Source organism: Chloroflexota bacterium (assembly GCA_018829775.1).
Classification (GTDB): domain Bacteria; phylum Chloroflexota; class Dehalococcoidia; order Dehalococcoidales; family RBG-16-60-22; genus E44-bin89.
The window spans coordinates 53510-65320 of record JAHJTL010000075.1 but is presented as its reverse complement, the minus strand read 5'-3'; the positions used below and the strand labels follow the sequence as shown (position 1 = coordinate 65320).

Below are 11811 nucleotides of genomic sequence, written 5' to 3'. Positions count from 1 at the left end.
GTGCTCATTCTGGGAGCCATCTCTTTATTTGCTGCTTCCGTTTGGAAGGATTTCGCCAGCAGCAATATTATCGGCATAATATCGGGAACAATTGTTGTTATCATTGGCGTATGGATGCTAATTACCCGTTGGAAAGGGATGGTTCGCAGAGAAAAGCAGGTCCATTCGCATGACGATGATAACCGCACTCATAATCATTTTGAACATTCGGCAGGTCAGGAGCGAAGGGGCTTACTGCAGATTTTTGGCTTGGGCATATCCGGGGGATTGGTCCCCTGCCCCGCTGCCCTTGTGGTTCTTTTAGTTTCACTGCGCACCGGTGAGGTAGCCAGCGGTATGTCTTATCTTTTAATGTTCAGTCTGGGTGTGGCTACCGTACTGGTGGCGATAGGATTAATCGTGTGCAAGGCGGCACATTTTGCGAGCCGCTACCTCGATAAGCCAAGACTGGCGCCTATGATTGCCATGGGAAGCGCCGTCGTAATTACTGGCCTGGGTGCTTTCATTATCTGGCAATCAGTGGTTAGTTAAAAGTCTGGATAAAATTGTTCAATACGAACCAATACCTGAACTAATTTCCAATGGCAAGCTTTAAATCTATCAGGCAATTGCTTGTTTTATTACTCTATTGCACAATTCAAGCGATTGTTATCTTAATTACACACCTCGCGATAATGTGCAATTTGTAAGAATTATTCTTTAGCAACTAACTTTATTTCAAACAACCAAGGCCACAGCTTTCCTGTTACCAATAGCCTATCATTCGCATTGTCATATGCGATACCATTTAAAACATCGACAGGTGTGCTGCAATATTGCGACGGCAAGAGTCCTGATAGCTCGACCCACCCGCTCACTTGGCCACTCTGTGGATCAATTATCGCTATATAGTTCGTCTGCCATACATTGGCATAGATTTGGCCGTTAATATATTCCAGTTCATTGAGCTTATCTATGGGGATATCATTGTCATAGACCTCGATATGACCGATAGTACTGAAAGTTTCGGGATCCAGAAAATGTAAGGTCGAAGTGCCATCGCTCATGATCAAACGTTCTCCGTCATGCGTAATACCCCATCCCTCTGTTGCATAGGTAAAATCACGTAATAGCTGAAAACTGTTCTTGTCATAGATGAAACCCGAGTTGGATTTCCAGGTTAGTTGGATAATAATATCCTGAAAAACAGTAATACCCTCGCCAAAATAATGCGTAGGGAGTTCATAGATTTGCAGTACTTCACCAGTTTCCAAATCTAATTTGCGTAACGAGGATTTCCCATATAGCCCAGTTCCTTCATATATAACGTCATTTTCAAACACCAATCCCTGTGTAAAAGCACCATTATCATGGGGATAAGTATTGACTATTCTATAAGAGTAAACCGGAACTGACTGCGGTTTTGCACTATGCGCTGGATACCGAGCATTCTCATATTCAGGGATACTTGAGCAAGAACTGACACCTAATACTGTCAATAGTAAAAAGAGTATAATGAAAGATTTGCCGTGAAACTGAATTAAAAACATCGGTCTATTATTTATTCCGTTCAGGTCACTATTATATTAGCATTTTTATAACAACAAAACGTCAGCGTGTGCGATTTTGAACGCTTGACAAAAAAACCACAGCTACTAGAATTATCTGGTATAGTGCCTTAGAGTAGTAGGACATATGGTTGCGAATGTGACCAGGCGATTATTACGATATTGCTCACGATGACGGACAAAGGAAGGAGAAAAAATGGGTGATAGGCTAAAGGGGAAGGTAGCGGTTGTGACCGGGGCGGGTTCAATAGGTCCGGGGGTAGGTAATGGAAAGGCGACATCAGTCTTATATGCCAGAGAAGGTGCCAAAGTTGTCCTTGTAGACATAAACCTTGAAGCTGCTGATGAAACGAAAAATATCATTGATAGGGAAGGGGGAGAATGTATTGCAGTTAAGGCGGACGTGACCAGGTCGCAGGACTGCAAGAACATTATGGATGAATGCCTCAGGACATATGGCCGGATTGATGTTCTGCATAATAACGTAGGTATTGAAATACCAGGCGGCGTGGAGGATATGAGCGAGGAAGACTGGGATAAAACAATGGCAGTTAACCTGAAGAGTATGTTCCTCACCTGTAAATATGCCGTTCCCCACATGGTAGCACAGGGCTGCGGCTCCATAATCAATATCTCTTCTATTAATGCCATCAGAAACTTGCCGTATATAACCATTGCTTATAGCGCCTCAAAGGCGGGCGCCATTGCCTTTACCAGAGAAGTAGCCATTCAGTATGCATCAAAAGGAATCCGGGCTAATGCCATATTGCCTGGTATGATGAACACGCCTATGGTTGTGGCTGCTCTTACCGGTGCTTTTGGTGGCGATGTGGAACAGATGATGAAAACGAGAGACACGATGTGCCCAACGGGAAAACAGGGGGAACCCTGGGATGTTGCCGCGTTATCTGTATTCCTTGCTTCCGACGATGCGAAATACATAACCGGGGCTGCGCTGGTCATTGATGGTGGTTTGACGTGTATAGTCAAACCGTCCTGAAGTTAAGGCAATAAACTCAGACAACCATCAGCACGAAGGCGGACCTGGTTATTTCTTCAGCCGGGCAGACAACTTGTTGAGCATATCAGCAGTCATGGCAGTTAAGTCGTACTCCGGCGTCCATCCCCAGTCGGTGCGGGCGGCACTGTCGTCCATTTTGTTGGGCCAAGATTCAGCAATTGCCTGGCGGACGGGGTCGACCCTGTAATCAATGGTAAAACCCGGAATGTGCTTTTTAATTTCACTGGCGACATCCTCCGGGGCAAAGCTCATGGCAGTAACGTTGTAGGCATTCCTGTGCCTGAGCCTGTCAGGCTCAGCCTCCATAATCTGGAACGCTGATTTAAGCGCGTCAGGCATATACATCATATCCAGATAGGTCCCCTGCTTGATAAAGCAGTTCGCATATTTCCCGTGCTTGACCGCTTCATAGAATATCTCCACGGCATAGTCTGTCGTCCCACCGCCGGGGGGAGTCACATAAGAAATAAGACCCGGCCAGCGGACGCCACGGGTATCAACGCCATACTTGCGGTGGTAATAGTCACAGAGTAATTCGCCAGCGACTTTGGTGATTCCGTACATCGTCCTGGGACGCTGAATGGTGATTTGCGGGGTATCATCCAGAGGTGTATCCAGGCCGAAAACGCCTATTGTACTTGGCGTGAAAACAGCACATTTATACTCGCGCGCTACTTCCAGGATATTGCGCAGGCTGTCGATATTTACCTTCCACGCCAGCTGTGGGTTTGCTTCGGCCTTTGCGGATAGAATAGAGGTCAGGTTGTAGATAGTGCCGACGTTGTATTTCCTCACTATATCGGCGACGCATTCAATTTCCGTACAGTCAATAAAGCAAAATTCCCCGCCGTTAAGTAATTCTTGGCTGGGCTCAGTCTTGTGCCCCGTAGCTATTACCGTGTCCGCGCCATATCCGGCCCGCAGCGCTGGCACAAGCTCGGAACCAACCTGTCCGCAGGCCCCGGTTACTAAAATTCTCTTCACAGCAGGGCATCTCTTTCTTTATCCAGCGTTGAAGAAATGGTAGTGCAGTTCACCGCTATATGTCAATATTGAAGCATGTATACTAGCAGGCATATTCGCAAACTGTGAGACGCACTCATTCGTGCTAACAAGAGACAAATTATTTAAAACTAGAGAAGGCGACCATTGGGTCTCCTTTTCAGTATATCTGGACGTGCGGAATGTAGTTATAGTCCTAAAAGAGGGAAGATTTAGCCTATCCATAAAAAAAGCAACCCTGAAAAACTCAGGGTTACGATTTGCCTATATTGCTTTCATCGGAACCTAAGGCTAATACAGGCCCTAGATTCCGAGTAGCATAGTGATAAAACCGCTGACAAGGAGAGTAACTATTGTCATAGTAATAACTTTTCCGATGATATGCAGTTGATTCCACTTTTCTCCCAAGATTCTCTTTACACACCTCCTTTTAAGCATAGTTGTATAACAAAGAAGTAATCGATTGTAATTAAAGAAACCTCAAAACTGGAGAACTTTGGTAGGATAATTCCGCCCCTCCCACCAGCCCATTTAAGATTCCACTATTAATATTAACACGTTAGATTATATTTTTCAAATTGGGTTGCAGTTGTGTTTGCGTTTTAACTCCAATACAAAAGGAGCGAATTCAGGTTTTGTGGGCTTGCGGAATGTGGTTGGCGCATTGTGCAGGAAATAGGTTTATTTTGAGTCAGTATTGCCGGTAGAGTTGCCTCTTAGCAGTTGGCGCTATCCAAGTGCACTGATCAGTAGTGCCTTACGGCACTTCCGACCCGTCATGCTTTTAAGGCTGCTGGCTAAGAATCCTTTGAGCCTAGTTTCAGCGCTACGAGAATGTTGTTTCCATGCGCAGCCACTTGTCTTACTAGCGGCATTTGCTTGAGGATAGAGACCAACGGCATAGGCTTATTCAGCTCTATTTCCAACCAGTTGCTACCATCGCTGGAACCGCCATTGCTGATTAAATGTAAATCTGGGACTTGAGTTAGTAATTCTTCAAGGGCGTTCTTTTGCTTAGCATCTATTGGAGCTAATAGGTCTAGTTCTAATCTACCTTCATAACTCCTTTCTTCGTCTTCTATCTTCTTAAAGAACATCTTTTCTTGAACTTCCTTAGCGAAATCAGCGTCCACTTCTTCAACTGGTACATCGACATTCACAGAAATATCAATATCAAATTGCTCTTCTGTAATTTGATCTGATATCTCGGTCATTATACTGGTTAATTTTTGCTGTGCACCAGTAATCAGAAGGGACGATTTTTCCATCTCGGCGTTAAGTCTGTTCTTAATTTCACGAACAACATATTCTGCCTTGGATTTCGCTTCAGATAATATCTTGATCTTTTCAAATTCGGCCAATTTGGTTGCCTCTTCAACAAATTCGGCAACCAAATTGTCGCGTTCTATGATCGCTTGGTCTCTGGCATTTTTCAAGATGTCTTCAGCTTCTTGGCGTGCCTTTTCAATGATTGTGGTCAATTCTTTTTCTACGTCCCTTCTAGCTTGCTCACGAGCATTATGTATAATATGCCCGGTTTCCTCTTCCGCTTTTTTCTTTATTAAGTTAGCCTCGATTTCAGCCCTATTCTTAATTTCAGAGGCACTTTTAACCAAACCGTCAGCTTCCCTTTTTGAGTCTTCGGTTAACCTCTTGATTGAGATATCAGCTTCTTTTTTCGTGTCATCTAATATTTTCCCGGATACTTTCTCAGCGGCCTCCCTTGCTGCGGTAATAATCCTCTCCGATTGGCTCTTGGCCTCCATGATAAGTCGTTCTTCTTCTTTCCGTGTCCTATTTCTGGCCTCTTTTTTAATCGTTTCTTCAGCGTCTTTAATTATTTTCTCCGCCCTGCTATTAGCCTGTGTTAGAATAATATCCACTTTGTGTTGAGCTATTCTTACTATATTGGTCGCTTCACCATCAGCTTTAGCTACGATGTCGCGTGCTTCCTGTTTGGCACGATCAAGCAACTTAGCTCTGACCTTGTCTATAGCCTGGCTAATACCCTGGCGGTACTCATGAAAGATTTGTTCAGCTTCATCAACTTCTGGTTCGAACTTATTACTTGTATCAACCATCTGATTTTAATCCTTCTATTCATCAACAATCTAAATGACAGGAGTATATGTATTCACTAGATAGATATTAAACAGTGTTAGTTCGATTGTGAATAGCAATTTAGTAAGTAGTACTCGGGATTATCCTGAAGGTGGTTCTTGCGCAAGGATAGACGTAACTACAGAACTCCTTAACGCATATGATTGAATGTAAATACGGAATGTGGTTACGGCTTTGGAACGGGAGGTCGTACTAATCAGAGACTAAGGTAACATCCCGTCATTTTGTTCAACACGGTAACAAAACAAGCGATTTTTACCCGGGCTTCAAATCGTCACACTTACCACCATACATAGAATCAGTTGGATTCAAAGCTTAAAACAATATCTGGAAGCCGGCTTCTCTCCGTAATTGCACCAGCGAATTAAAACGCTGTTTTATAAATCCATCCTTCACTATATGCTCAATCTTCACTTGCGACCTCGGGACTGATGCGGCTCACCCCCAAGGTCGGGAGGGGTGTCCCAGTGCCATAGTCCCGGCTCAACTGGATTATAAGGATGCTTTGCCGCCACCTCCTCGTTCAGTTCAACGCCCAGACCGGGTCTGGTGGGGGGTATGATATAGCCATCCTCCCACTGGAGCCGCTCCTTTAAAATCTCCGCGTGAAAACCGCCCCACGTCTCAATGCTTTCCTGTATCAGGAAGTTGGGGCTGCACGTGTCTATCTGAATGTTGGCGGCGCCTTCTATAGGACCACAAAACAGGTGCGGTGCAATCTGGGCGTAGTGTGCTTCTGCCATCCCGGCGATCGTCTTGGCCTCCATTATTCCTCCAACACGTCCCAGGGCCATCTGCAATATTGCCGCTGCCTGTTTTTCCAGTAACGCGCTGAACTCGTACACCGTTGACAGCCTTTCACCGGTGGCAATTGGGATGCTGGTAAAACGGGCAACCCTGGCCATCTCATCGACATTCTCCGGTGGGACTGGCTCCTCAAACCATAACGGGTCGTACTTCTCAAGTCTCCTGGCAAGCCTGATGGCGCTGTGGGTGGTCGTCTGCCCGTGAGTGCCAATGAGTATATCACACTTGTTTCCTACAGCCTCCCGCACACTCCTGACGACTGCCTCGGCATTATCAAGCGCTTCCAGGGAAAGGTCTCTCGGGTCAAACGGCGACATAAGGTCAAGTATGGGGTCAAGTTTTACGGCGGTGAAGCCCTGCTTAACATAGTCCATCGCCCTTTTTGCCGCTTGTTCGGGGTCGCAATGCACACTGACATTACCCTGCACAGGGTCGTCAGCTGCCGGGTACAGGTAGGTATATGACCTGAGTTTCTCGTGATACTGCCCGCCAAGAAGGTTATAGATTGGCTGGTTCACTGCCTTGCCAACGATATCCCAGCATGCCATCTCAAATGCGCTGATTACACCCATCTTGGCCAGATCTGGATGCTGGCCGAAGCCGCTGCCATAAAGTATTCGCCATAGCTTTTCGGTCTTAAACGGGTCCCAGCCGATTACATACCGCTCGCCCATATCCTCAATCATCCGCGCTACCGTACGAGCGTCGAACGGCACGGCATAAGCCTCGCCGAAGCCTTCAATTCCATCGTTTGTCGTGATTTTTAGAAATACCCAGTTGCGTCCCCCGTGGTGTGGAGGCGGAGTCCCGACCACGTATGTCTTGAGATCAGTTACTTTCATTGTTTGAGTCCTCCTTGGATATATCGATAAATTATGCAGTCGCAAGGAATATCCGATACATAAGGTAACAATAGATTAATCATTATAAGAATGCAAGGTAGGTGAAGGGCATTCTATCAGATTATACTTACACAAACAATCGTGCTTCTTGGTCTTTAACTATTTATCTTAATTCCCTGGTTAGAGCTTGCATATAACTCTATCAGCGCATTCCAATGTCCGGTGCACATCCGCTTCAGTGTGTGCCGAACTGATATAAAACCTGCCGCCGAACATTAGAATGACACCCTCTTCAGCCATCAGTTCCGCCCATCGTCTCTCCTTCTGCGTATCCACGGCAGCGAAATCCCTGACACTGTAGGCCACCTCTTTGCCAAGGTCTATGAACCTGGTTATGAAGGCACCTCTGGTGCCCTGTAGGAACATGGGTATGCCCCGTTTTTTACTGATCTCCTTCAGGCCGTCCATAAGTGGCTTCTGGATACGGTCTATCTTTTTGTAGAACGCCCCGTCATCCTTCTCCAAAATCTTCATACTGGCGAGTGTTGCCGCAAGCCCCAGGGGATATCTGCCGAAAGTTCCGCCTGAGACTACCCTTTTTCCCAGAAGAAAATCCATTATCTCCTTCTTACCCGCAAAGGCCGCTAGCGGAAGTCCGCCTGCCATAGCCTTGCCGAAAATGCCGATATCCGGCGTTACACCAAACAAACCTTGGGCGCTATGCAGAGCTACCCTGAAACCGGTGATTACCTCGTCGAAACATAATACGATGCCATATTTGGTGCACAGTTGTCTGACTTTTTCCAGATAGCCCGGTCGGGGTGGACAACAGCCGGAATTACACAGGATTGGCTCCATGATAACCATGGCCACTTCTTCACCGTATTTCTCAAGCACCTCTTCCAAAATCGCTATGTCATTCCATGGCAGTAAAAAGCTCTGCTCTAAAGCCGCTGTGTCTCTACCTTCCGTTGCCAGATTTTGTTTGTTTTCCACAGGAAAAGGCCTGCCAGCAGATTCCTCATTAACAGCTCCGCCCAGGATATTATCAAACCATCCGTGGTAATGGCCCTCAAAGCGAATAAAATAGCGCCTCCCGGTATAAGCACGTGCCAGCCTGATTACAAGCTGGACCGTCTCCGAGCCAGTTGGATTAAAATGAACCTTTTCCGCACACGGTACAAGCTGTACGAATTTCTCCGCCACTTCCACCTCCAGTGCGGACTGCTGGAAAATAGTCGAGTTCAGTGACCATATCGTATCCAGCTGGTCTTTCAGGGTTTCAATGAATTCCGGATTACTGTGTCCGAAGATAAGTGGCCCCGCCGATAGCACATAATCGATATACTCTTTTCCGTCCGCATCCCAGAGATGAGCTCCTTCTCCTTTAACCATAAAGCGGGGAGCGAAACCGCCACCTGGCAGGTTCGTGTTAGCCCCGGCTAATACTCTCCTGGCTCTCCCTATCAATTCTGCGTTCGACATTACTTTAACCTCCTTAAGTGCAAACATATTTTTAAATTGTAACAGGATAAACCTTTTGACACATTTAGCGGATTATCCAGCTTGGGAAAGACGGCGCTGAATTATTCCCCGCTTGACTTACCGAAAGCCGTAATACCCCCCTTCCAAAAAACGCCCAACTCAAGGCCAGGTCGATACTTGAAGGGCTTCTTGGTCAGCGCTTTCTCGTTTAACTCAACGCCCAGGCCGGGCCTGGTTGGCAATTCGATGAATCCGTCTTTTGGAACAGGAAAGGGTTCCGTCAGGATTTCCTCGTAAGTGGACAAATCGGGGTAGAAAAACTCCTGAATTAAAAAGTTCGGCGTTGAGGCATCAACATGGACTAAAGCGGCAACGTCAATAGGTCCTTCGGAGATATGCGGTGCCACACCTATATAAAAAACCTGCGCCATAGCTGCTATCTTCTTTGTCTCCAGGATACCACCGCAATAAATTAAGTCAGGCTGGATGATAGACACCGCCTGTTTATCTAATACTTCCCAGAATCCCCATCGGGTATGGAATCTCTCATCGGCGGCTACCGGTATCTGCGTGCCAGCTTTAACCCTGGCCAGGGCGTCCACGCTGCAGTGAGGAGGAATGGGTTCTTCGATAAAGTATGGTCGGTACTCTTCCAGGTCGCAAGCCGCTCGAATGGCGTCATCGGGGCTGAACCGACCGTGCATTTCCAGAAGCAGTTCAACATCATCGCCGACAGCTTCCCGCACCAGCTTCACACATTCCTTGGCACGACGCATTTGCTTCCTGTCGATGAATATGTCGACTCCACCATCCTCCCACCACCACGGGTCCCACTTAAGATGCTTGAAACCGTGGGCCACCGACTGCTGCGCTCGCCTGGCATAGTCCTCGGTAGACTTAGCCCCGACCCACCAGGCGTTGTCATAGACCTTGACGCGGGGATGGTATGCGCCTCCCAGAAGGGTATAAACCGGCGCGTTCAGGTACTTCCCGAGAATATCCCACAGCGCTATTTCCACCCCGGCCAGAGCGCTCAGGAGAGTCACCGATGGCCTCCAATAGCTATTCCGGTAGATATTGTTCCAGTGCAGCTCAATCTGACAGGGGTCTTTACCGATTAAGTAGGTCTCTATTTCTTTAACCGTGGCCTCACAGGCGCGCACGCGTCCCATTAGGCCAGCTTCGCCCCAGCCGAAAATCCCCTCATCGGTCTCCACCTTGACGATAAGTATGTCCCTCCACCCGGCACTGTAGGGAAATGTTTTGACCGCTGTTATCTTCATTTTGCCCTCCTTCTGGTATTTTCCTTGCGCTGCAATAATTCATACGTTGACCTAATTATAATATCATCCAGCCGATTTTCAATAACCGTAATTAAAAGCGTGGCGGCTGGTCTTGACAAACGGCACGAAATAATTGAAGATACCGTGAGTGTCCCGTGTTAAACAATGTCCCATAGTTAACTATAGAGGAGGAGGTTTCAATGACTGCAGGTCAAAAAGGTCTTGATAAAGACGTTCTGGATAGAGTGGAGAAAAGAGCCTACGAACTTATCGACAAATACCATGGCTGTTCGCAGTGTTCACTGCTGGCGATTCAGGAAGTCTGCGGAATGAGAGATGATATAATGGCGAAAGCGTCTATTGGCCTGGCTGGCGGTGTTGGTAGCATGCGCTCCGTATGTGGAGCGCTGACCGGTTCCGCACTTGCCCTCGGTATGAAATACGGTCGCGACGTCAGCGCTCTGGAAGGGCCAGCGGAAAAAGCCATTGAGATAGAATTTGCTGCCCTGGAACCGGTGGCCAAACTGGCCAAATGGTTTGAGCGGGAATTCGGCAGCATCGTCTGCCGCGACATTCGCAAGGCGTTCACGGGAACGGAACTTAACCGCGAAATTCCGTGGCAAAGAGAATGGATGAAAGAGCTGGGTATCCATGAACACTGCTCGAAGATTGTGGCCAAGACGGCCAGAAGAGCCGCTGCCATGCTGGAGAATCCCAACCTGAGCATCCTGGACAAAGTGTAACAGGCTATGAACCCATTCCATTATTCGAGCGACGGGCTGCACGCCCATATGCAATTGAAGCAGACGCACCGGGAGTGGGCGAGCTATGCGGTTCATTACCCCACCGCCTGCCCGACGCGTCATGAAAAGAACAAAACTGTCCTGGCTGAGTATTTCCGGCCGCTGAATGCCATCGGTGCCCCGCTGGTCATCCTGTTCCACGGCGTCGGCGACCAGCTCCTCGTCCCCTGCAGGCTACTGGCCCGGTCGCTGGTCAAGAAAGGCATGGCCTGCTTCGTCCTTTACTCGGTGTTTCATTCCCGGCGCATGCCGGATGAGGTAAAACGCCGCTACCCTTCTCTCACCCCCGACGAGTGGTTTGAAAACTATGTCATTTCTGTAACCGACGTACGACAGGCAATTGACTGGGCCAAAGGCCGTACCGAGATAGACACGGAGAAGGTGGGGATAATCGGCACAAGTTTCGGCGGCTTCATCTCCGCGATTACCATGGGCATAGACGACCGAATCAAGGCGGGGGTTTTTCTCATCGCCGGCGGGAATTCACAGAAGATAGGGCGTTTCAGCCGGAAGCGCTCCATGAGGAAAGGTTACAAAGTAACTGAGGAAGAGTACAACCGCAACCAGCAGGTTTACAGGCAATATCTGGGTGAGGTCGCTGAGAAAGGTTTCGAGAACGTAACACCCCCCGACCGGAGCTTTCTTATTGACCCGATGACCTTCGGTCACTGCCTGCAGGAACGCCCTGTACTGTTGCTCAACGCCCTCTGGGACGAATACATTCCAAGAGAGGCCACGCTTGACCTCTGGGAGGCCTCCGGCAAACCAGCCATAAGCTGGTTCCCGGGAACGCACACCACCTTCTGGCTCTGGTATCCATTAATCCATCGTAAAATTTCCCGTTTTCTGGTATCCACTTTTGATACTGAAAGTACTGTATAATCTTTAATTATCGGGACA

Annotated in this window: 10 protein-coding genes; 4 read left to right on the top strand and 6 right to left on the bottom strand. The window is 47.8% G+C overall.

Going from position 1 to position 11811, the window contains the following annotated elements; translation table 11 throughout:
• A partial coding sequence (locus tag KKD83_07350) for a sulfite exporter TauE/SafE family protein (GenBank protein ID MBU2535963.1) occupies positions 1 to 531 on the top strand: 531 nt, incomplete at its 5' end.
• Between the two features lie 161 nt (positions 532 to 692).
• Here the strand turns inward: KKD83_07350 and KKD83_07345 are convergent.
• Complete coding sequence (locus KKD83_07345) at positions 693 to 1529, bottom strand: glutaminyl-peptide cyclotransferase (GenBank protein MBU2535962.1); 837 nt, start codon at positions 1527 to 1529, stop codon at positions 693 to 695.
• Positions 1530 to 1743: 214 nt separating this feature from the next.
• On the opposite strand from KKD83_07345, the gene KKD83_07340 reads away from it, so the two are divergent.
• Positions 1744 to 2547, top strand: a complete 804-nt coding sequence (locus KKD83_07340) for a glucose 1-dehydrogenase (protein MBU2535961.1) — start codon at positions 1744 to 1746, stop codon at positions 2545 to 2547.
• A 48-nt stretch (positions 2548 to 2595) separates the two neighbouring features.
• Here the strand turns inward: KKD83_07340 and KKD83_07335 are convergent, their stop codons facing one another.
• The 5 genes from KKD83_07335 to dgoD all read right to left on the bottom strand — a co-directional run bounded on the left by KKD83_07335 (position 2596) and on the right by dgoD (position 10108).
• Positions 2596 to 3552 (bottom strand): NAD-dependent epimerase/dehydratase family protein, encoded by a 957-nt coding sequence (locus tag KKD83_07335; protein ID MBU2535960.1) that lies wholly within the window; start codon positions 3550 to 3552, stop codon positions 2596 to 2598.
• An 815-nt stretch (positions 3553 to 4367) separates the two neighbouring features.
• Complete coding sequence (locus tag KKD83_07330; GenBank protein MBU2535959.1) at positions 4368 to 5651, bottom strand: hypothetical protein; 1284 nt, start codon at positions 5649 to 5651, stop codon at positions 4368 to 4370.
• A 450-nt stretch (positions 5652 to 6101) separates the two neighbouring features.
• Positions 6102 to 7340 carry a mandelate racemase/muconate lactonizing enzyme family protein gene (locus KKD83_07325; GenBank protein MBU2535958.1) on the bottom strand — a complete coding sequence of 413 codons (1239 nt, stop codon included), beginning with the start codon at positions 7338 to 7340 and terminating at the stop codon, positions 6102 to 6104.
• A 180-nt stretch (positions 7341 to 7520) separates the two neighbouring features.
• A complete protein-coding gene (locus KKD83_07320) occupies positions 7521 to 8825 on the bottom strand; it encodes an aminotransferase class III-fold pyridoxal phosphate-dependent enzyme (GenBank protein MBU2535957.1) in 1305 nt (434 codons plus the stop codon).
• Between the two features lie 101 nt (positions 8826 to 8926).
• Entirely contained in the window at positions 8927 to 10108 is a 1182-nt protein-coding gene (dgoD, locus tag KKD83_07315) for a galactonate dehydratase (GenBank protein ID MBU2535956.1), read from the bottom strand.
• Positions 10109 to 10308: 200 nt separating this feature from the next.
• On the opposite strand from dgoD, the gene KKD83_07310 reads away from it, so the two are divergent.
• On the top strand, positions 10309 to 10851 hold the full coding sequence (locus KKD83_07310) for a C-GCAxxG-C-C family protein (protein ID MBU2535955.1): 543 nt from the start codon (positions 10309 to 10311) through the stop codon (positions 10849 to 10851).
• A 6-nt stretch (positions 10852 to 10857) separates the two neighbouring features.
• Positions 10858 to 11793 carry an alpha/beta hydrolase family protein gene (locus KKD83_07305; protein MBU2535954.1) on the top strand — a complete coding sequence of 312 codons (936 nt, stop codon included), beginning with the start codon at positions 10858 to 10860 and terminating at the stop codon, positions 11791 to 11793.
• The last annotated feature ends 18 nt before the right edge of the window (positions 11794 to 11811 follow it).

Coding starts and splice junctions, on each gene's coding strand:
- KKD83_07305 (MBU2535954.1), top strand. CDS start 10,858: ATGAACCCATTCCATTATTCGAGCGACGGGCTGCACGCCCATATGCAA.
- KKD83_07310 (MBU2535955.1), top strand. CDS start 10,309: ATGACTGCAGGTCAAAAAGGTCTTGATAAAGACGTTCTGGATAGAGTG.
- dgoD (MBU2535956.1), bottom strand. CDS start 10,108: ATGAAGATAACAGCGGTCAAAACATTTCCCTACAGTGCCGGGTGGAGG.
- KKD83_07345 (MBU2535962.1), bottom strand. CDS start 1,529: ATGTTTTTAATTCAGTTTCACGGCAAATCTTTCATTATACTCTTTTTA.
- KKD83_07340 (MBU2535961.1), top strand. CDS start 1,744: ATGGGTGATAGGCTAAAGGGGAAGGTAGCGGTTGTGACCGGGGCGGGT.
- KKD83_07325 (MBU2535958.1), bottom strand. CDS start 7,340: ATGAAAGTAACTGATCTCAAGACATACGTGGTCGGGACTCCGCCTCCA.
- KKD83_07320 (MBU2535957.1), bottom strand. CDS start 8,825: ATGTCGAACGCAGAATTGATAGGGAGAGCCAGGAGAGTATTAGCCGGG.
- KKD83_07330 (MBU2535959.1), bottom strand. CDS start 5,651: ATGGTTGATACAAGTAATAAGTTCGAACCAGAAGTTGATGAAGCTGAA.